Source organism: Carboxydocella thermautotrophica (assembly GCA_003054495.1).
Lineage (GTDB): Bacteria > Bacillota.
In genome coordinates, this window is sequence record CP028514.1 from 1,456,354 (window position 1) to 1,476,400 (window position 20,047).

Below are 20,047 nucleotides of genomic sequence, written 5' to 3' on the forward strand. Positions count from 1 at the left end.
GTGAATAAATTGCAGTTTGTTGTTACCACTTCAAATAAAGCCTCGGAAGAGAGTATAAAAAAAGCCATATCCTTGGCACAGCGCTTACAGTTACCCTTTGTTCATCGTTCTAAAGTAAGGAATAATCCGGAGCAAGTATTAATTATTGTTAGTTTGGAAGATATCTTCATTAGGTATCAGAACAAAAATTTATCCTGGCATCCCAATATGGCAAAACTGAGAATATTAAATTTGATGAGAAACGGTCAGGACCCCCTGATCACGGCAGTAGACCCTCAACCAGGGGATCACATCCTGGATTGTACCATGGGCCTGGGAGCAGATAGTTTGGTTCTGGCCTATAGTGTAGGACCAACAGGAAAAATCACTGCCCTGGAATCGGAAAAGCTTGTTGCTGTTTTGGCCGAAAATGGTTTTGCGAAATTGAATGACACTATTTTAAAACCATTAACACAGCGAATTGAGATTATCAACAGTTCCTTTCACCATTTTTTAAATAGAACTCCCGGACAATCTTTTGATGTCATTTATTTTGATCCCATGTTTCAAATAACCAAAAGCAAGTCAACGGGTATTAATATACTACGATTAATTGGTAACCCGACTCCCCTTATGGCCGCCGATGTCCAGTTAGCGTTAAGCAAGTGCCGTCGGCAGGTTGTAGTTAAAGAGAACCTGAATAGTGACTTCTTTAAGAACTTCAGGCCAGACCAATTAATTAAAACCAGTTCTAATCTTGGCTTCGGTATCTATTATTCTAGTAAGCAAGAGGGATAGTGATGGATTATCAACCAGTTTTAATTATTGTAGGACCCACCGCCGTAGGTAAATCAGCAGTAGGCATTGAATTAGCCAAACTCATTGACGGGGAAATAATATCCGGAGATTCTATGCAAGTGTATAAAGACATGGATATAGGAACAGCTAAAGTACCTGTTGAACAGCGCCAGGGAATTCCCCATCATCTTCTGGATATTATCAGTCCGGAAGAGGAATTTAGTGTAGCCTTGTTTGAAACCCTGGCAGAAGCAAAGATTAAAGATATCTATGCCAGAAATAAAAAACCTATCATTGTTGGCGGTACAGGTTTATACATAAAAGCTTTAACTCATACCTATGATTTTACACCTTTCGCTGTGGACTGGCAGTGGCGCAAGAGCAAAGAAAAAGAAGCTACCTTGCGAGGGACCGAAGCACTTTGGCAGGAACTGGCAGCTATCGACCCAGTAACAGCTAACAAATTACATCCCAATGATCTCAAAAGAATAATCAGAGCTTTAGAGGTATATCATTTTACAGGAAAGCCTATCAGTTACTATCAGGAAAAATCCCGGCAAAAGGGCTTAAAAAGAAAGTATTTGATGTATGCATTAACTGCCAGCAGGGAAAAATTATATGAGCGGATAAATTTAAGAGTGGAACAAATGCTGGCAAGTGGCTGGATTGAAGAAGCCCAACATTTACTGGACAAATACAATTTAAGCAATACAGCCAGCCAGGCAATAGGCTACAAACAGATTTTCTCATATTTACGCGGAGAAATTACTTATCTGCAAATGGTGGAGGATATCAAGACAGCTACCCGCCGTTATGCCAAAAGGCAATTAACCTGGTTACGCCAGGAAGAAAATATCAACTGGCTGGATGTAACTGAACAATCAATCCATGATATCAGTAAAAAAATTGCTCAAGAGGCAGCAGGACTATGGGCAAAAATGTAGAAATATCTTTCCAGCAAAGCGTTTGCCCTTATTTATAAATTTAGATGGAGGTATAGAGAGATGACAACAACTAAATCCACTATTAATTTACAGGATGCTTTTTTAAATCAGGTCCGGAAGGAAAATATCCCGGTAACTGTTTATCTTGTTAATGGTTTTCAACTTAAGGGACTGGTAAGAGGCTTTGATAATTTTACTGTTATCTTAGAACAAGAAGGTAAACAACAAATGGTTTATAAACACGCAATTTCAACAGTAGCTCCCATTAAGCCTGTTCATTTTTCTTTTTCTGATAACCGCAATGTTAACCAAAACCAGTAAGTTAGCAAGGGGCTGGCCTGAAGGCCAAGCCTCTTTTTTCATAAGACTGGACAATCGGGCATAATTAATAAACAGTAGATGATTGAGATTGGGGGAGTAATCAATGTTAATTCAATTTAAACGTCAACAAAACCGTTTAGAGCCTCTGAATCTTACTCCTCATAAACCTCAATCAATTAATAACATCACTGAACAAACTAATAGTAGCTTCGTTGAAGAAATATTAAAAGAACTTAATGAATTGATCGGATTAGAAAAAGTTAAATATATCTTCCATGAAATCTATGCTTTTGCCAGGATTCAAAAAAAACGCCAAAAAGAAAAGCTATATAATGAACCAATGGTTTTACATATGGTATTTAAAGGTAACCCAGGCACTGGAAAAACAACGGTGGCTCGCATTGCAGGTAAACTTTTTCGCGAGCTTGGCCTTTTACAAAAAGGCCATTTGATTGAAATTGAAAGGGCTGACCTGGTCGGCGAGTATATCGGTCATACGGCTATAAAGACCAGAGAGCAAATCAAGCGCGCTCTCGGAGGTATACTGTTTATCGATGAAGCATATAGTTTGGCCCGGGGAGGAGAAAAGGATTTTGGTAAAGAAGCCATTGACACTATGGTAAAAGCCATGGAAGATCATAAAGATAATCTGGTTATAATTCTTGCTGGCTATCCAAGTGAGATGGAGTGGTTTCTGCGCACCAATCCTGGTTTGAGAAGTCGGTTTCCCATACATATATCTTTTCCGGATTACAGTATAGATGAATTAATGTTAATCGCAGAACAAATGTTAAAACAGCGCCAGTATGATTTTACTCCTCAGGCAAAAGAGCGTTTCAAGGAGCAATTAAAAAACCTCCCCCCTACAACCATTGTTAACGGTAATGCCCGGTTAGTAAGAAACTACATCGAGAAATTGATTCGCTGTCAGGCAGTTCGCCTGGTGAAGAAAGAAATTGTTACCCGGGACGATTTGATCCTGATCACTGAAGATGACATTTATTCCGCCACCGGCAACTACTTGTAAATATTTTTTTTTGCCTTTATACTGACAATGAGAATTTCATTTAGAATAAGGTGATTATTGCATGAAATTTATTTATGGTAATACAGATGGTATTCGCAAACATCTTTTAGACAAACTCTCTCAGATAAGAGGATATCAATTTGATAAACTATTACCATATGAAATGTATCAGCAACTATTATCAATATCTGAACAGCTAAACAGGGAAATTGCTATAGGTATTAATAAAAAAGGCAAAGTGGAGTTTATCAGTATAGGTAATAGCCAGCAAGTACCAGTACCTCGAAACTCTTATTTAATCATCCATACCCATCCACAAGCAACCAGTGAATTAAGTGAGCTGGATCTTTCTTTAATCCATTCCGGTCAAACCCAGGCAATCATGGCTATTGGGTCTTTTTCAGATACAATTCAAATCGCAAAAATCGATGACAGCCATGGGCTTACTGTTGAAAAATATACTTTGCAGGACTTAGCCCAGAAGAGCCTGGATATCATCGGGGTAGAAGGTTCAAGGAAAAACAAAATAGAGGATATTGACTTAACAGAAAAAGCATTATTGATAGCTTTTGATGAAGAGGGTGCCCTTGAACTGGAGGAATTATGCAAAACAGCCGGTATTCAGGTTCTGGATTGTGAAATTATAAAGCTAAGAAAGATTCATACCGGGCTCTTTGTTGGCAAAGGTAAAATCGTTGAAATAAAGAATAAGTCCCAGGTATTACAAGCAAATCTTCTGGTCTTTGATCACGAGCTCTCACCAGTTCAATTACGAAATATCGAGGAAATTACCGGGCAGAAAGTAGTAGACCGTACTACTTTGATTCTTGACATTTTTGCACAAAGGGCCCAGTCACGAGAGGGCAAACTTCAGGTTGAACTGGCACAACTTAAACATCTGTTACCTCGTCTAACCGGTCAGGGTAATAACCTTTCCCGCTTAGGCGGAGGCGTAGGTACCCGGGGCCCTGGTGAAACTAAACTGGAACAAGATAGGCGAAAAATTAAAAAGAAAATAGTATTATTAACACAGGAGCTGGCCGAAATACAAAAACACCGTCAAAATCAACACAAACAGAGGGCAACTAATAATATTCCGCACATATGCTTAACCGGTTATACCAATGCCGGAAAATCGACTTTACTTAATCTGCTAGCCAATGCCAATGTCCTGGCTGAGGACAAATTGTTTGCCACCCTTGATACAACGACGCGCCGTCTCCAACTCCCTTCGGGTAGATGGGCTGTACTAACCGACACAGTAGGTTTTATTCGCAATTTACCTCCAGGCCTGATTGCAGCTTTTCGTGCTACATTGGAAGAGCATTTGCGTTCCGATTTGATTTTACATGTAGTAGATGCCAGTAATCCATTTGCCAGACAACATATCAAGGTCGTTGAAGCTATTATTAAAGATTTAAATTTAGAAACAATTAAACAATTAATAGTTTTTAATAAAATAGACTTACTTAACGACCTGGATAGATTAAACATATTACTTCACGATCTTCCGTCAGATTATGTTTGCATTTCAGCCTTGAAAAAAACCGGTATTGATGAGTTATTAATCAAAATAGATACAATTTTAAACACAGAAAATGTTTACAAAGACACCCTTTGGTTTTTCCCTTATAACCAGGCCTCCCTTATTAGTTTAATTAGAAAGCATGGTCATATCGTTGAGGAGAAATACACAGATTCAGGTATATTAATTAAGGGCAGAGTGGAAAATAGATATAGTGCTCAACTGGAAATTTATGAGAAATAGAAAGGGAATGAGGAATTAACCATGAAGGACATCAACCGTTTACACACTCAAGCACTGGAAATGATCAAACCAATAGTGGCTGAAATAGAAAACAAAACTTTTTACCAAACGGCAAAGGTTTTGGAAGCTTTTCGACACGCTCAGGTTTACCAGCATCACTTAAACGGTACTAATGGGTATGGATATGGGGACATCGGAAGAGAAGCCCTGGAACACGTTTTTGCAACCCTCTTTGGGGCAGAAGCAGCTTTAGTACGACCACAATTTGTTTCCGGTACCCACGCTATCGCTACTGCATTATTTGCCATTTTAAGACCGGGGGATACCATCCTATTTGCTACAGGAAAACCCTACGATACCCTGGAAAAAGTAATAGGTTTTAAAAACGAGCCCGGAAGCCTTAGGGACTGGGGTATTAACTACCGCCAAATCGACCTTACCTCTGATGATAAAATTGACATATTTACCTTACAAAAACTTTTAGAAGAAGATAAGTCCATAAGAGTTGTAGCTTTTCAGCGATCCAGGGGGTATGCCTGGCGCAAATCCTTACTTCAACCAGATTTAACTGAAGCCTTTGCTCTGACAAAAAAAATTAGACCCGATGTGATTATATTTGTAGATAATTGTTACGGGGAACTGGTAGAAGGATTTGAACCAACCCAGTACGGCGCTGACCTGGTAGCTGGTTCTTTAATTAAAAATCTAGGTGGAGGTTTAGCCCCCACCGGTGGTTATATCGTAGGAAACAAGGATTTAGTAAATCTGGCAGCCGAACGTTTAACAGTTCCCGGTACCGAAGGCGAACTGGGTGCCACGGGTGATTTTTTGCGTTCCACCTTTCATGGTCTGTACCTTGCCCCCAGGATGGTTGCTGAGGCCCTGATTGGTGCAATCTATGCCGCTGCTTTATTCTCCCTGGCCGGGTTTGAAGTATCTCCTACAATAGAAGAGCCTCGCAGTGACATTATTCAGGCAATAAAACTTAACTCCGCCGAGAATATGAAAGCATTTTGCCGTGGTATACAACGTTTTTCCCCCATTGATAGTCACCTGACCCCTGAACCATGGGTAATGCCTGGCTATGATGTCCCAGTCATAATGGCGGGCGGGACCTTTATAGCCGGTTCAACTGCTGAACTCAGCGCCGATGGCCCCTTAGTTCCCCCTTACATAATCTATTTCCAGGGTGGTTTAAATCGCCATCATATTTTCCTGGCTGTTCAAAATGCTCTTGCCGAAATTATTGCCAGGAATTGATTGTATTCATATATTGAACTATGCTAAAATATTTATTGACCTTTGTATAATATAGGGGGTCTAAATTAGTGGATAAGTATGTAACCTCTAAGAGTAAAATATTAATAATTGATGATGATAAATTAATAGTAGCCATGGTGCAGGATCGCCTAACAAAAGAAGGCTTTCAGGTGACTGCTGCAATGGATAGTGTTTCTGGTCTGGCAGCGGTATATCAAGAAGCACCGGATCTGATTTTGTTAGATGTAATTCTTCCAGGCGGTAAAACAGGTGTGGAAATGTGCCGTATCCTCAGAAATGATACGCGGACAAGCCACGTTCCTATCATTATGATGACTTCCCGCAAGCAAACACAGGACGTGGTAGCTGGGTTGGAAGCTGGTGCTGATGATTATGTAACCAAACCCTTCGATCTGGATGAACTCGTAGCCAGAATAAAAACCCATTTGCGCCGGGCCAAGCAGGAAAAATCTTTTAATCCCCTAACAGGCCTGCCCGGAAATATTATGATAGAAGAAGAAATTAAACGGCGAATAAATGACAAGAGCCGGAAATTCGCGGTAATGTATTTAGATCTGGATAACTTCAAAGCTTATAATGATGTCTATGGTTTCCTTAAAGGTGATGAAGTAATCAAACTTCTAGCTCATATCTTAACCCAGTGTGTAAGAAACCTGGGTAATGTCGATGATTTTATCGGTCACATCGGGGGCGATGATTTTATCGCCATCACAACCCCTGACAAGGTAGATGAAATATGTCAGCAAATTATCACCCGTTTTGATGCTACCGTGCCTTTATTATACAATGCCGATGACCGAAAAAGAGGTTACATTGTTACAAAAGATAGACAGGGTAAAGAGTGCAAGTTTAGTCTGGTTTCCGTTTCTATTGCCGTAGTAAGCAATGAACATCGCAATATTGAAAACCACTGGCAGGTCTCCGAAATTGCTTCTGAGCTAAAAAAATACGCTAAGTCACAAGAAGGCTCTGTCTATGTAAAAGATCGCCGTACCAGATAGAGGAGGCAAATTATGGTTGATTATTACTGGGCCTATGTTTTGGTTATGATACTTGGTTTACTAGGAACATTTTTACCAGTTATTCCGGGCATACCATTGATCTTCATTGCTATTTTCATTTATGCCTGGAATACTAATTTTACTGTCATTAATATTGCCTGGCTCTTATTGTTTGCAGCTTTAACTGTCCTTAGCTGGCTAATCGAATATTTTGCCGGCATAATTGGCTCGAAACAGGCCGGCGTTTCCCGCTATGGTATGTGGGGATTGCTCATAGGAGGAATCCTGGGTTTTTTCTGGGCTCCAGTTGGTTTTTTAATAGGGCCTGTTCTGGGGTTACTAATAGGTGAGATACTAAGTGGAAAAGAACTTAAACAAATTCTCATTACTCTAAAAGGAGCCGCCCGGGGTTTTATTATTGGATTTCTGCTAAAACTGATAATTGCCTTAAGCATGATTGGAACGTTCCTCTGGCTAACATAAAAAATGTGAGTCTCAACTGGATAGTTGAGACTCACATTTTTCTATATAAACCAATGACTTTACCCAGGATAGAGACTTCATCCAAAATAATAGGCTTATACTTTTCATTCTCAGGTCTTAAAACAATTTTTTCTCCTTCAATAAAGAATCTTTTTATAGTCGCTTCTTCATCGATTAATGCCACTACGATTTCCCCGTTGTGTGCAAAAGGCTGTTGCTTTACAAAGACATAATCGTTAGGATAAATACCTGCATTGATCATGGAATCACCAATTACCCGCAACATAAATATATTTCCGCCTACCGGCAATAATCCCCGGGGAAAACGAAGCCTCTCTTCAATGTTCTCTACAGCCAGAATCGGCAAACCCGCAGTAACCTTACCTAGCAAAGGAACCTCAACCATATCCTTCTCAAAATAATAATCGTTATCCGGTTCGTTAACAACAATCGCTCTAGGCAAGGCTGGATCGCGGCGAATATAACCCAGTTTTTCCAGTTGATTCAAATAATTATGAACCGTGGAGCTGGAACTGAACCCAACTGCTTTACCAATTTCCCGAACAGATGGCGGATAACCTTTTCTTTTTATCTCCTGTTTAATAAAATCCAGGACAGCTTGCTGTTTAGCATTAAGCTTATTATCCATAATGCACCTCCATCTCTCTTTTAAACTATTATACAGCAATTTGAATAGATTGCAAACAATAGTTCGCAAAAAAGAAAAACTTTTTTAAATCTTAGAAAGGATTATGGCAACTATTGTAGAATTAAAAAGGTGGGGTGAGGAGTATGTCAGGAGTAAGAGTGGCAATAGTAGGAATGGGGCAGGGTGGAAGCGCTATTTATCAAGTGTTAAAAACCATTGAAGATTGTGTCATTGTAGGTGTCTGTGACATAAATGAAGATGCTCCGGGTCTGAAATTGGCTCGAGCAGATGGGGTTCCTATTACCAACAATTTCTATGATTTTTTGGATACCATTAATATTGATGTTTTAATCGAAGCTACTGGCAAACCATTGGTCCAGGAAACCATTCGTAAACTTAAACCACCTAGTATGGCGGTTATGGATGCTCAAGCAGCTGATCTAATGATGCTTGTAGTTAAAGCAAAACAAAAACTGCTGGAAGAAAAGAAACAATTGCTGGAAATAAAAAGAATTAAAGGGGAAATGGATGCTATTCTGGCCAGTGTTCAGGAAGCTATTGAGGTAGCAGATATCAATGGATATATCAAATATGTCAACCCTGCTTTTACTAAAATCACAGGTATTACCGCAGAAGAAAGAATCGGCCAGAACATTTTTTCCGCCTCACCCGATGGTGCCCTGGCTGAATGTTTGCGAACCAGGAAAAATATTTATGGCTGGCGTACCAAAGTAGGAGGTACCAATGTCGAGGTTGTATCCAATGCTTCGCCCATTATAATAGATGGACAAATGGTTGGTGCAGTTGTGGTATTTAACCACTTAACAGACTTCATGAAAGTGATGGAAGAATTAAAAAGAAGCACATCAATAATTGAAAACCTGTATGATCGCTTAGGTCAAATTACAGGCTCTAAATATACTTTTGATACAATTATAGGCAATAATGAGGAATTGAGAAAAGTAATAAATATAGCAAAAAAAGCTGCCCTGAGTAATTCTACAATTTTATTGTTAGGAGAAAGCGGAACTGGTAAAGAGTTATTCGCTCACGCTATCCATCAATATAGTCTTCGGAGAGACAAACCCTTTATTAAAGTCAACTGTGCTGCTATACCAGATAGCTTGCTGGAAAGTGAGTTTTTTGGCCACGAAAAAGGAGCTTTTACCGGTGCAGTTAAGACAAAACTGGGTAAATTTGAACTGGCTAATGGAGGAACAATTTTTCTAGATGAAATTGGTGATATGAATTTATATTTGCAAGCGAAACTCTTAAGAGTTATACAGGAAATGGAATTCGAAAGAGTTGGTGGCACTCAAACTATCCAGGTTGATGTTAGAATAATTGCAGCAACCAATCGAGATTTAAAGGAACTGGTTCGCAAAGGTACCTTTCGGGAAGATCTTTATTATCGCCTGAATGTAGTGGAAATAACTATTCCGCCATTACGCCAAAGAAAAGATGATATCATCCTGATTGCAAATTCATTAATAGTCAAGTTTAACCGTAAGCTGGGCAAAAAAATAAAAGGCCTTTCTAAACAGGCAGAGATAATCCTGGAATCCTATGATTGGCCTGGAAATGTACGGGAACTTGAAAACGTGATTGAACGGGCCATGGTAATAGCTGATGAAGATTTAATTACTCCCAAACATCTCGTCCAGTACTTAGAACCTGTTTCTACCACTGCAACTCTGCCAATTGTTGAAGATCTTATACCTTTTGATGAAATGGAGAAAATACTGTTAAAGAAAGCCTTAGAGCGATTTGGTAATTCAGTTGAGGGCAAAAAAATGGCGGCAAAAGCCTTAAATATTTCTTTAGCTACCTTATATAACAAATTGAAAAAATACCAGTTATAACCCGTATATGCGGGTTTTCTTCTTTTTAAAATTTAAAAAAGATCAAACCCGTAATTTTCTTTATTTTAGAACAAAATGTGTGTTGTATACGTCAACAAATTTATTTTGCAATTGGCATCATTTTTGCAATAAACAAAAAGAAAACAAAAGGAGGTAAAATCCTAAATGACAATCAGAGAAATCCATGTGGATGAAATTAGGCTTGCAGTAGCAAACCTGGTAAAAGAGGCAAATTATTTTTTGCCTGAGGATGTAGAGAATGCCATAAAAAAAGCTACAGAAACAGAACAATCTCCAAACGGAAAAGAAATCTTGAATTTATTATTACAAAATGCACAGATTGCACGAGAAGAACAAATGCCTATCTGTCAGGATACCGGATTTGCTGTTATCTTTGTAGAGTTAGGTCAGGATGTTCATATCACAGGTGGTGACCTGATTACTGCCATCAATGAAGGAGTAAGATCGGGATATGTTGAAGGTTATCTACGGAAATCTATAGTCGGTCATCCTCTTGAACGGGTTAATACTAAAGATAACACTCCGGCAGTCATCCATCTTGAGATTGTACCAGGAAGCCAGCTTAAAATAGTGGTCGCTCCTAAGGGTGGCGGTAGTGAAAACATGAGTGCCTTAAAGATGTTAAAACCAGCAGATGGTATAACTGGAGTAAAGAAATTTGTCCTGGAAACTGTAAAAAATGCAGGTCCAAATCCTTGCCCTCCGATTATTGTCGGAGTTGGAATTGGTGGCACCTTTGAAAAATGCGCCTTATTGGCCAAAAAAGCTTTATTGAGACCTGTTGGTAGCAAAAACCCCGATAAAATTGCCGCAGAATTAGAAGAACAATTATTACAGGAAATTAACTCAAGTGGCATTGGTCCACAGGGACTGGGGGGCAAAATTACTGCTCTAGCAGTTCATATCGAACTATATGCTGCCCATATTGCTAGTTTACCGGTAGCAGTTAATATTAACTGTCATGCTGCCCGCCATAAAGAAATTGTTCTATGAGACCTACGGTAATATGTCAAGACCATAAGGTCAATATTTTCTAGTTTAGTTTTTTAAAAAAGGCAACAAAAAACCACCCTGTTTCCTAATATATTTGGAAACAAGTTACAAAAATGTAAAACAGATTTTGGGTTGTCCTTAGTTTGAATCCCTCCTTTGCCCCTGGGGCATGTAAAGTTGGTTGCTGCGCAGCAGAGCATCAACCATACGCACTAACTTGCGTGCTGTGAGAACCAAGGCGCGGCGATGATGATGGGTTTTGCTTTCCCGGTACTTTCGGGCATAGAAATCCCGATATTCAGGCTCATGTTGCCGAACCAGATTGGCCGCTTGTACAAAGTAATAGCGCAAATAAGCATTACCCGTCCTGGTTAGCGGCGTTTCATCTGCTTCAAATTCACCTGATTGATGGCTACGCCAGGTTAAACCGGCGAATTTCGCCAATGCTGAATCGTTATTAAAACGGTGAATATTACCGATTTCAGCAATTAAACCTGCACACATTACAGGACCAAGACCTGGGACAGAATCAAGCGTGTGCTTAAAGTTAGCCAATTCCCTGGCAATGGCTTTATCAATGGTTTTGACCTGCTTTTCCAGGCATCTAATGGTTTCAAGGCTTGTAGCCAGGATCAAGTTAACCGGTTCCAGAAGATCTCCCCTTAACCTGTGAGCATTACGAGCAGCCTTTTTAAGCGCTTCAGCAGTAGCTTTGGGATCTGAAAAGTGCTTGTTACCTTTCTCCATCAGAAAATCAATTAAATCCTCAAGCGGTCGAGCCGCAATTTCTTCAGGAGAAAGGAACTCGGTTAAAATTGCCTCTGAAGTTGCGCCAAACAGGTTACTGAAGACCTCATTTTGTTGCAGGGTATTAAACTTGAGAAAAAGATTAGTGAGAAAATAGTTTTTCTCCCTGCTAATAGTCTGCATCAGATGATAACGGAACCTGGTTAACCGCTGTAAAGGGAGATAACGAAAATCGACCTGGCTATTTTCCGGGAGACGGCCAAAACGAATCCGGTCAGCAATTACCCAGGCATCTGTCCAGTCATTCTTGGGAAGGTCAGGATAAGCCTTTTTAAAATTAGCTACTACTTTAGGATTAAAGGAATATACCTGACAGTTATAAGGAGTTAGCCGGGTGTCAGAGGTTAACCCCATTTGCAGATGCCAGCTATACACTGAAGTTGCTTCCAACCCGACCATAACACAGCCTATATCATTAGCCTGGCAAATTTCGAGGATAAGTTGAACCAGAGATTCCATGCCCGGATTATCATTTGAGAAACGCTGGCGTTTAGTGATTGTTTCTCCCAGGTGGTCCATAAATTGAACCTTAAAATCTTTCATACTGACATCAATGCCGACAAAAAGGTTTCTCACAGTATCACCTCGCTTTCATAAAGAAAGTATAATGAAAATTGCTGCTGGGACCCAGGCATCATGGCCGGTCAGCAACCTCGCCGGGAATGAGCACTAAACCTAAAGAACCTGCTTCCGTCCGTTCTGCTGCACACGGGCGGGGAAACAATAGGTCTGTGCAACCTACGCGTAAAAAGTGCAGACCATGAGCTGGGGGTCACTCTTTTCAAAAGGTCAAGCCTCAAGGAGGACGAATACCTACCCAGAAAGCAATCTCACGATTACATTGTGCCTGGAACAGCAGCAAAATGGAAGTCTAATTTCCAGTTTTTAAAGAACAAATTTGGTACAAAAAATGAACGGTTAATATTACCGTTCAGGTTAAATCTCTAAATATATGATACGAGGAGGTAAATTATGGCTGAGATTATAATTACACCACCACTTACCGACGAAATGGTTGAAAGCCTGAAAGCAGGTCAACAAGTATTAATTACAGGTTATATCTATACCGCGCGGGACGCAGCTCACAAAAAGTTGGTTGAATTAATCGATAAAAACGAACCCCTGCCCATCGAGCTGAAAGGTCAGATTATTTATTATGTCGGTCCTACACCTGCAAAACCCGGACAGGTAATCGGATCTGCTGGGCCTACTACCAGTGGAAGAATGGACGCTTATACACCAAAACTCCTTGAAAAGGGTCTGAAAGGCATGATCGGCAAAGGACTCAGGTCCTCTGCCGTGAAAGAGTCAATTATCAAAAATAAAGCGGTATATTTTGCTGCCATTGGGGGCGCAGGAGCCTTGCTGGCAAAATGCATTAAAAAAGCGGAAGTAATAGCTTATCCTGAACTGGGGGCTGAGGCAATTTATTCTCTTTATGTAGAAAACTTTCCTGTAATCGTCGTTAATGACTGCTATGGTAGTGACCTTTATGAATTAGGAAAAGAAAAATATGCAACAAGCTAAAGGAGGCATAATTCATGAACATCTATGAAAAAGCATTAGAGTTGCACCGTAAACACATAGGAAAGATTGAAGTTATTTCTAAAGTGCCAGTCAATAATGCTGAAGAGCTGAGCCTGGCTTATTCACCCGGTGTAGCAGAACCATGTCGCGAAATCAGTAAAGAACCGGAGAAGATCTATGAATATACTGCTAAAGGCAATCTAGTTGCAGTAGTTTCCGACGGGACCGCAGTGTTAGGTTTGGGAGATATTGGGCCTCTTGGAGCAATGCCTGTAATGGAAGGAAAAGCTGTATTGTTTAAAGAATTTGCCGGCGTAGATGCTTTCCCAATTTGTTTAAATACCAAGGACCCTGATAAAATCGTGGAAACAGTAAAATTACTGGAACCTACTTTCGGTGGAGTAAATCTGGAGGATATCGCAGCTCCAAATTGCTTTATCATAGAAGAACGGCTAAAAAAGGAAACAAACATTCCTATTTTCCACGATGACCAGCATGGTACAGCCATTGTAGCAGCTGCCGCGATTATCAATGCATTAAAAGTTGTAAATAAAAAGATTGAAGAAATAAAACTAGTAGTCAATGGTGCCGGTGCCTCTGCCATCGCTTGTACTAAACTGTTAATGAGTTTAGGTGTGAAGAATATTATTATGTGCGACAGTAAAGGTCCCATTTACAAAGGTAGAAAAGAGGGGATGAATCCCTATAAAGAGGCCATAGCTGAAAAGACCAATCAGGAAATGGTGACAACGTCCCTCCGTGATGCTTTAAAAGGCGCAGATGTCTTTATGGGCCTTTCCAAAGCAAAACAGGTTGATGTAGAGATGGTAAAATCCATGGCCCCCAATCCGATTATCCTGGCAATGGCTAACCCCGAGCCTGAAATCATGCCGGAACTGGCCAAAGCCGCAGGAGCAGCAGTGATAGGAACTGGCCGTTCTGACTATCCTAACCAGGTGAACAATGTTCTGGCATTTCCTGGTATCTTCCGCGGAGCATTAGATGTGCGGGCAACAGATATTAATGAAGAAATGAAGCTAGCTGCTGCTTATGCTATAGCTAATCTGATTGCTGAAGCTGAGCTTTCACCTGAATATATTATACCTAAACCTTTTGATCCCAGAGTTGCACCTGCAGTAGCTGCTGCTGTTGCCCAAGCCGCTATGCAGTCAGGTGTTGCAAGAATAACTGTAGATCCTCAACAAGTAGCAGAAAACTGCAAAATGCTAGTTGAAAAAATAAAGAATCGAAAATAAGTAAAACAGGGGAAATACCCCTGTTCTTATTTTTTCCTGATTTTAAGTTGAGTACCAATACTAACTTTAGCAGGATTTATGATTTGATTGTCCTGCATTATCTGAACAAATTCAAATCCAGAGCCATAAAACTTCTTGCTAATTTCCCATAAGGAATCACCACTTTTTACTGTGTATAAAAAATATTCTGGTTGAATTTCAGATTGAATAGTTTTAGATTCCTGTTCCTGTTTTATTTCTGAACTGTTAGCCTTTTTTTCTATAGGAAAAGGATCCCCAATTTCTTCTTTATTAATTTCTTCTCCTGGCAATGAAACAGGCCTTTCTGTGACCGGTTGTTCTATTTTTCGCATAACTGGGTATAAAAAGGCAAAAATTATAGTAAAGAAAAGAGCAACCATTAATAAATACTTGTAATAAAAGGCAAAATTACTATCTTCAGGTGAATGGCTCAATGGAACAGGGCCTTGCCTGTGCGGTTTACTGTTAACTTGATTGATTTGTTGTGTTAGGGTATAATTTCCATCTTCTTTTAAAGAAAGTACAATCACAGTTGGAACATTTATGTATTTAGTAATATCAACAGCCTCATATTCTGAGCCAGATAATTTTACCCAGCCCAAGACTTCCACCTTATTTTCATGACTGAAGGCTAAAATTTTTTTCCATTCTTCAGCCGGAATCATGGCTTGTCCATGAATTGTCGACTTTAGCTCTGCCCACAAATAATTAGTAACACGTTTAGCATGTAAATCACCAAAAAGAATCGCAATACCTTTATTTTCCCGGTATAAATTTTTTAAATCAATATCAATAGTCCATTCAATTAAAGCCATAAAAATACCTCCAAAGGAAGGGGTTTTGATGACTCGGCAATTCTGGCCAATCAGTAATTGTATAATATCAGTGGAAGATAAACAGTTAAATTATCCCGTTGATGTGTTTCAAGCCTATTACTATAAGGCTGCCCCCAAATACATAGTAGGGATTATCGATAAATGGATTAAAGGCAAGGATCTAACAGAAAAAGACTATTATCTGTTAATAAAAAAACTCTTTAGTTTCAAGCCCAGAAAAAATACATTGTCTGCTAACAGTATAGAGAACCTATGTGGCGTTTATTGGGCTAATGGTTGGATGATAATTGAGGAAAAAAAATACGAAATTGAAAAACTCTTTATCAGATACTGTCTGGGAAAAATACTGGATGAACATACCTGTCCCTTAATAAATAAATATTTTCCCCAGCTAAACTTTAACTGGGAGCTATACCCATTACCAGAAGGCGAAGAGCGAAAACTATTATTACAGATAAAGATCGCTTTCATGTTCTCTCTTTACAATTATATCAACTATTATGAATCTAAACCAGACAGAATAGGGGGATTCCTTAACTATTTTTTACATGAGATGGAAAAAAGGCTGGTTTTTATCAACCAAATTTGGCTTAAACATGGAGAAAGTATCGAATATATACCGATTTTTGAAGATGATTTCAGGCATTTCTCATTAGAACAAGAACAATTTATATCTAATGTTATTTCTAATATCTTCATTAATGAATCAACTTCGAGCCAATTAAATAAGATCATCGAAGAAGCCCTAATACAGCAAGCCAAAATGGCGATTGAAAAGCAAGAGCCTCTAAACCTTCAACCATTAATTATAAAAGTTGTTAGCTTGCAGAAAAGTAAAGAATTTTTGCAAACAGCCTTGCTCTGCTATGAACATGGATATTATAATTCAACTGTGAACAGGTGTTATTACGCTATGTTGCGCTGCGCTAGAGCTTTATTATCAACTATAGGTCACGTCAAGCCCTGGAAAGGGAAAAGCCTGCGTTCCATGGAGTCCCATGAAGAAATAATTGAAATGATCGAGCTTAAATTAATTAAAGAAAGAAATTTACTTCCTGAAAGCAGCTTACAGGATTTTAAAAAAGTTCTTTTTTGGCGTATGCTAGCTGATTATGCTGAAGAAGAAGTGAAAAGTACCCAGGCTTTTAATATGTATAAAAAAGCCAGCAAGTTTTATAAAGATTGCCTAAATGCTATTGCAAAAATCGGAGGTATTAATTAATGTTATTATATTTTCTCATTAATAGACCCTGTGAGTTGAAGCTTGTTTTAGGGGATCATTTTTTCGAAGTCGCCCGAACTAAACCTGAATTTATAGATGAATGGGAAAGCTATTGTCAAGAATGCGGAGCTAATTTTTCCTATTGTACTGCTGGATGCTGTGGATGGATTAAAAATAGTATCGATTGTCGAAGATTAATAAAACTAGTTACGGATATGCGTAAACCTCAGCTGCTATGGGAGATTTTTAACTTTTACGAACAAGAGATTAATCCAGAACTTTTTTGGGATATAGTTTTACCCTATACAACCAGTGATAATGTTTTATCAGTTTTGGCTGATTTCTGGCAGCTAGCCAAGGAAAAAAATTTATTGCCGTTAGAATGGCATGCACTTGCCCAAGCCTTTCAAACGGCAACAGTATTAAACGAAGAGATTATTGTTTTTCGCTAAATTCACTTTCCGGGTTTGTTAATAATGGGTTTAAAGCAGCTGATTGTTTTAGTTTTTCTTTAACAACATGGGTATAAATTTGTGTTGTAGATAGATCAGCATGACCAAGAAGCTCTTGAATATCCCGTAAGGGTACCCCCATGGAATGGAGTAACGTTGCACAGGTGTGGCGCAAGGTATGAGGAGTCACTTCAGAACCAAGTCCTGCTTTTCGTGCCAGAGTTTTAATTAAATTATACATTCCTATACGTGTAAAAGGTTTGTTGTATTTCGTTAAAAAGAGGTAATTGGTGCTCTGGGGACCTCTTTCGCTAATATACTCCTGCACTAACTGCAATGCTGGCCCTATTAATGGTACAATCCGATATTTCCCGCCCTTACCATAAACCGTTATTTCTCCGGCTTCAAGGTTGACATTTTCCAGCTTTAGGTTAATTAATTCCGAAATTCGCAATCCACACGTGAGAAATACATATAAGATAGCTTTATTTCTTTTTATGTATTTAGTTTCTTCAGCACTGGCCAGTATTTTCTGGCTTTTGACTGTGGATAAAAACTTAGGCAATTCCCGGCGTCTGCGTTCCGTGTAGCCCTTGATACGCAAGGTAGGATCCAGGGGAATAAACCCTTTAAATTCTAGGTATCTAAAAAATGCTTTGAGGGAAGCGATCTTACGAGCCAAGGTACTTTCCTTAACGCAAAGATTATCAGTTAAGTAGAGGATATATTCTAGAATAAGTTCAGAATTGATTTCCTCAATTTTAGAGATTTGCTTGGTTTCAAAAACCCAGCGAAAGAACATTTGAATATCACTCATATAAGCATTTACTGTTGCTGGCGATTTTTTGCGGCTAACACCGGTTTGACCTAAACGTAAATGAACAGAAAAAGATTCCAGCAAATTATCTAGATCGGATATTGTAGCCGTTAACAAAGTAAACCCTCCATTTTCTTTATACACCTATACATAAGACACATTATGTATAGGTGTATCTATCTGTTTTTTATTTCCCCTCGATTTGACAATAATATGTATCCAGCAATGTTTCAAGCTCCTGGTTAATTTGTTCTAATTGCTGTATAGCTTGATCTAGCCGAAGTAAAAACTCCAATAAGTTCCCCAGCTCAACCATATCCAGGTTTGTCAAATGATTTTCTGCCTGTTTTATTAACTTATAGACATTAATGCCATCATTATAATCAGAAAGGTCAATTTGTGCCTGACAAAAATCATTAGCCTCAATCTCAGTGATTAATGTTTTGGCTCGAAATAATTCGCTACTCAATTTGCTAACTTTGATAATTAATAAAGATAGATTTTCTTTTTCCTGTAACAAGGAACGCAACTTCTGGTGGTTTCTTTCCAGTACAATTTCGGTAATTTCTTCACTGGATGCAACCCGTACTTCATTGTGAACTCTGATGTAGACCTTATCCCTGACTAAATGCAAGTAACCTTGACCCCGTTCGACTCTTATTACTAGAACCTCTTTATCTTTTACCTTTGCTTTATAGATATCAGGCTTTAATGGAGGTGAAATAATATCCCTGCACAAATTAATAATTCTTTGCTCCAATAGATCATTGCTCTTAAAACCTACTACCTGTCCATCATCATCGACTCCAACCAGTAAGTAACCTCCATCTGAATTGACAAAGGCTGCCAGGTCTTTCGCCAGCTCAAAATGCTGGGTAATTCTGGGCTTGTCTGCCTCTGGCAAAAATAACCCCCGTTTAAAATCCACGTGATTATTTTCACCGGCACTTATCATTGCCATTATTTGTTTAGCAGTCAAAGGTTTCATATTTTACACCTACCACAAGCCAGTTCCTCAAGCTTTTGTAACTGTTGTCTGGTTCCAATGGCAATCAAAATATCTCCTGATTGCAGTAATTCTTCAGGGCCAGGGTTCGGTTTTAGTTTGCCTTCCCGCTGGATTGCAACAACCATGGTCCCCGTTTTTTCTCTGATTCCACTATTTTTTAAATCCTTATTCACCAGAACTGAGCCATCTGCAATTAATAACTGCTCTATTTCCAATTCAACATCTTCTACACAGACCAGAGTATCTACGAAATCCACAGAAGCCGGTTTTATAATGGAAATGGCCATCCGTTGTCCGCCAATTATCGCCGGTGAAACTACCTTATCTGCACCTGCTCTATATAATTTTGCTTCCGACTCCTTTCTCTCTGCTCTGGCAACAATCGTAATGCCAGGATTGATTTCTTTTGCAGTGAGAGTAACAAAAACATTGTTTGCGTCCCCGGGTATGGCACTAACTAGTCCTTTGGCCCGCTCAATCCCTGCTTTTCGCAAAACCTCTTCCATACTGGCATCCCCAAGAATCGCCAGAACCCCTTCCTCCAGCAAACTATTGAACAGATGTTCTTCCTGTTCAATAACGACAAAAGGTGTCCTTTCTTTTTTGAGCCTTTCGATTACTTGTTTCCCTACTCTACCTGCACCGCATACGATGATATGGTCACGTAATTTGGCTATTTCTTGTTTCATTTTTCTTCTCCCCAATAAATCAAATAAATCCCCTTCAACAATAAGCGCCCCGATAAGCCCCAGGGCATAAAGGATTAGTGCCAGCCCAGCATATGAAAGAAAAATGGTAAAGTATGTACCCGGCACTGATAATGGTTTAACCAAACCATATCCCACTGTAGTTAATGTAATTGTAGTCATCCAAAGGGCATCTCGCAGGGAATAATCCTCAATTAACATATATCCGATGGTTCCTAAAAAAATACTGACAAATATCATTATTATTGCTTGTTTAAGCCTTCTTC

At 39.2% G+C, this 20,047-nt stretch carries 20 protein-coding genes; 14 read left to right on the plus strand and 6 right to left on the minus strand.

The window, feature by feature from the left end:
- Positions 1-9 precede the first annotated feature (9 nt).
- The 8 genes from CTH_RS07330 (at position 10) to CTH_RS07365 (ending at position 7,602) form a co-directional block, all read left to right on the plus strand.
- Positions 10-777, plus strand: a complete 768-nt coding sequence (locus CTH_RS07330) for a class I SAM-dependent methyltransferase (protein WP_079906915.1) — start codon at positions 10-12, stop codon at positions 775-777.
- 2 nt (positions 778-779) lie between these two features.
- Positions 780-1,721, plus strand: coding sequence for a tRNA (adenosine(37)-N6)-dimethylallyltransferase MiaA (gene miaA, locus CTH_RS07335; RefSeq protein WP_078664483.1), 942 nt, complete (start codon positions 780-782; stop codon positions 1,719-1,721).
- Positions 1,722-1,781: 60 nt separating this feature from the next.
- Positions 1,782-2,042 (plus strand): RNA chaperone Hfq, encoded by a 261-nt coding sequence (hfq, locus tag CTH_RS07340; RefSeq protein ID WP_078664484.1) that lies wholly within the window; start codon positions 1,782-1,784, stop codon positions 2,040-2,042.
- Between the two features lie 103 nt (positions 2,043-2,145).
- Positions 2,146-3,069 carry an AAA family ATPase gene (locus tag CTH_RS07345; RefSeq protein WP_078664485.1) on the plus strand — a complete coding sequence of 308 codons (924 nt, stop codon included), beginning with the start codon at positions 2,146-2,148 and terminating at the stop codon, positions 3,067-3,069.
- Between the two features lie 61 nt (positions 3,070-3,130).
- Complete coding sequence (gene hflX, locus CTH_RS07350; protein WP_078664486.1) at positions 3,131-4,837, plus strand: GTPase HflX; 1,707 nt, start codon at positions 3,131-3,133, stop codon at positions 4,835-4,837.
- 21 nt (positions 4,838-4,858) lie between these two features.
- Positions 4,859-6,097 carry a methionine gamma-lyase family protein gene (locus tag CTH_RS07355; RefSeq protein WP_078664487.1) on the plus strand — a complete coding sequence of 413 codons (1,239 nt, stop codon included), beginning with the start codon at positions 4,859-4,861 and terminating at the stop codon, positions 6,095-6,097.
- A gap of 68 nt (positions 6,098-6,165) precedes the next feature.
- Positions 6,166-7,119: a GGDEF domain-containing response regulator gene (locus CTH_RS07360; protein WP_242946671.1), complete on the plus strand. Its 954-nt coding sequence runs from the start codon at positions 6,166-6,168 to the stop codon at positions 7,117-7,119.
- A 12-nt stretch (positions 7,120-7,131) separates the two neighbouring features.
- Positions 7,132-7,602 carry a DUF456 domain-containing protein gene (locus CTH_RS07365; RefSeq protein WP_078664488.1) on the plus strand — a complete coding sequence of 157 codons (471 nt, stop codon included), beginning with the start codon at positions 7,132-7,134 and terminating at the stop codon, positions 7,600-7,602.
- 31 nt (positions 7,603-7,633) lie between these two features.
- Here the strand turns inward: CTH_RS07365 and lexA are convergent, their stop codons facing one another.
- Complete coding sequence (lexA, locus tag CTH_RS07370) at positions 7,634-8,251, minus strand: transcriptional repressor LexA (RefSeq protein WP_159073836.1); 618 nt, start codon at positions 8,249-8,251, stop codon at positions 7,634-7,636.
- Between the two features lie 143 nt (positions 8,252-8,394).
- Between lexA and CTH_RS07375 the strand changes: the two genes are divergently transcribed.
- Both CTH_RS07375 and CTH_RS07380 read left to right on the plus strand, forming a co-directional pair.
- Positions 8,395-10,113, plus strand: coding sequence for a sigma 54-interacting transcriptional regulator (locus tag CTH_RS07375; protein ID WP_078664490.1), 1,719 nt, complete (start codon positions 8,395-8,397; stop codon positions 10,111-10,113).
- A gap of 165 nt (positions 10,114-10,278) precedes the next feature.
- The gene (locus CTH_RS07380; RefSeq protein ID WP_078664491.1) at positions 10,279-11,127 is read left to right on the plus strand and encodes a fumarate hydratase; all 849 of its coding nucleotides are present in this window, start codon (positions 10,279-10,281) and stop codon (positions 11,125-11,127) included.
- A 138-nt stretch (positions 11,128-11,265) separates the two neighbouring features.
- Here CTH_RS07380 and CTH_RS07385 read toward each other — a convergent pair whose 3' ends face one another.
- Positions 11,266-12,510 carry an IS110 family RNA-guided transposase gene (locus CTH_RS07385; RefSeq protein ID WP_107753296.1) on the minus strand — a complete coding sequence of 415 codons (1,245 nt, stop codon included), beginning with the start codon at positions 12,508-12,510 and terminating at the stop codon, positions 11,266-11,268.
- 396 nt (positions 12,511-12,906) lie between these two features.
- Here CTH_RS07385 and CTH_RS07390 point away from each other — a divergent pair, with 396 nt between their 5' ends.
- Positions 12,907-13,461 carry a Fe-S-containing hydro-lyase gene (locus CTH_RS07390; RefSeq protein ID WP_078664492.1) on the plus strand — a complete coding sequence of 185 codons (555 nt, stop codon included), beginning with the start codon at positions 12,907-12,909 and terminating at the stop codon, positions 13,459-13,461.
- Positions 13,462-13,475: 14 nt separating this feature from the next.
- The gene (locus tag CTH_RS07395; protein ID WP_078664493.1) at positions 13,476-14,717 is read left to right on the plus strand and encodes an NAD(P)-dependent malic enzyme; all 1,242 of its coding nucleotides are present in this window, start codon (positions 13,476-13,478) and stop codon (positions 14,715-14,717) included.
- A gap of 26 nt (positions 14,718-14,743) precedes the next feature.
- Here the strand turns inward: CTH_RS07395 and CTH_RS07400 are convergent, their stop codons facing one another.
- Positions 14,744-15,553: a LysM peptidoglycan-binding domain-containing protein gene (locus tag CTH_RS07400; protein WP_078664494.1), complete on the minus strand. Its 810-nt coding sequence runs from the start codon at positions 15,551-15,553 to the stop codon at positions 14,744-14,746.
- A gap of 28 nt (positions 15,554-15,581) precedes the next feature.
- Between CTH_RS07400 and CTH_RS07405 the strand changes: the two genes are divergently transcribed.
- Positions 15,582-16,796: a HEPN domain-containing protein gene (locus CTH_RS07405; protein WP_078664495.1), complete on the plus strand. Its 1,215-nt coding sequence runs from the start codon at positions 15,582-15,584 to the stop codon at positions 16,794-16,796.
- The gene (locus tag CTH_RS07410) at positions 16,796-17,248 is read left to right on the plus strand and encodes a hypothetical protein (RefSeq protein WP_078664496.1); all 453 of its coding nucleotides are present in this window, start codon (positions 16,796-16,798) and stop codon (positions 17,246-17,248) included. The genes CTH_RS07405 and CTH_RS07410 overlap by 1 nt, the downstream gene beginning before the upstream one ends.
- Here the strand turns inward: CTH_RS07410 and CTH_RS07415 are convergent.
- The 3 genes from CTH_RS07415 to CTH_RS07425 form a co-directional block, all read right to left on the minus strand.
- Positions 17,232-18,182, minus strand: coding sequence for a tyrosine-type recombinase/integrase (locus tag CTH_RS07415; RefSeq protein ID WP_159071875.1), 951 nt, complete (start codon positions 18,180-18,182; stop codon positions 17,232-17,234). The genes CTH_RS07410 and CTH_RS07415 overlap by 17 nt on opposite strands.
- Positions 18,183-18,252: 70 nt before the next feature.
- A complete protein-coding gene (locus CTH_RS07420; RefSeq protein ID WP_107753436.1) occupies positions 18,253-19,053 on the minus strand; it encodes an AlbA family DNA-binding domain-containing protein in 801 nt (266 codons plus the stop codon).
- On the minus strand, positions 19,050-20,021 hold the full coding sequence (locus CTH_RS07425; RefSeq protein WP_107753439.1) for a potassium channel protein: 972 nt from the start codon (positions 20,019-20,021) through the stop codon (positions 19,050-19,052). Before CTH_RS07425 ends, CTH_RS07420 begins: the two co-directional genes overlap by 4 nt.
- Positions 20,022-20,047 lie beyond the last annotated feature (26 nt).

Excerpts from the sequence above, each read along its gene's own strand:
- CTH_RS07345 (WP_078664485.1), top strand. The coding sequence starts at position 2,146 with ATGTTAATTCAATTTAAACGTCAACAAAACCGTTTAGAGCCTCTGAAT.
- CTH_RS07420 (WP_107753436.1), bottom strand. The coding sequence starts at position 19,053 with ATGAAACCTTTGACTGCTAAACAAATAATGGCAATGATAAGTGCCGGT.
- CTH_RS07410 (WP_078664496.1), top strand. The coding sequence starts at position 16,796 with ATGTTATTATATTTTCTCATTAATAGACCCTGTGAGTTGAAGCTTGTT.
- CTH_RS07405 (WP_078664495.1), top strand. The coding sequence starts at position 15,582 with ATGACTCGGCAATTCTGGCCAATCAGTAATTGTATAATATCAGTGGAA.
- lexA (WP_159073836.1), bottom strand. The coding sequence starts at position 8,251 with ATGGATAATAAGCTTAATGCTAAACAGCAAGCTGTCCTGGATTTTATT.
- CTH_RS07390 (WP_078664492.1), top strand. The coding sequence starts at position 12,907 with ATGGCTGAGATTATAATTACACCACCACTTACCGACGAAATGGTTGAA.
- CTH_RS07395 (WP_078664493.1), top strand. The coding sequence starts at position 13,476 with ATGAACATCTATGAAAAAGCATTAGAGTTGCACCGTAAACACATAGGA.
- CTH_RS07400 (WP_078664494.1), bottom strand. The coding sequence starts at position 15,553 with ATGGCTTTAATTGAATGGACTATTGATATTGATTTAAAAAATTTATAC.
- CTH_RS07380 (WP_078664491.1), top strand. The coding sequence starts at position 10,279 with ATGACAATCAGAGAAATCCATGTGGATGAAATTAGGCTTGCAGTAGCA.
- miaA (WP_078664483.1), top strand. The coding sequence starts at position 780 with ATGGATTATCAACCAGTTTTAATTATTGTAGGACCCACCGCCGTAGGT.
- CTH_RS07375 (WP_078664490.1), top strand. The coding sequence starts at position 8,395 with ATGTCAGGAGTAAGAGTGGCAATAGTAGGAATGGGGCAGGGTGGAAGC.
- hflX (WP_078664486.1), top strand. The coding sequence starts at position 3,131 with ATGAAATTTATTTATGGTAATACAGATGGTATTCGCAAACATCTTTTA.
- CTH_RS07355 (WP_078664487.1), top strand. The coding sequence starts at position 4,859 with ATGAAGGACATCAACCGTTTACACACTCAAGCACTGGAAATGATCAAA.
- CTH_RS07365 (WP_078664488.1), top strand. The coding sequence starts at position 7,132 with ATGGTTGATTATTACTGGGCCTATGTTTTGGTTATGATACTTGGTTTA.
- CTH_RS07425 (WP_107753439.1), bottom strand. The coding sequence starts at position 20,021 with ATGATATTTGTCAGTATTTTTTTAGGAACCATCGGATATATGTTAATT.
- hfq (WP_078664484.1), top strand. The coding sequence starts at position 1,782 with ATGACAACAACTAAATCCACTATTAATTTACAGGATGCTTTTTTAAAT.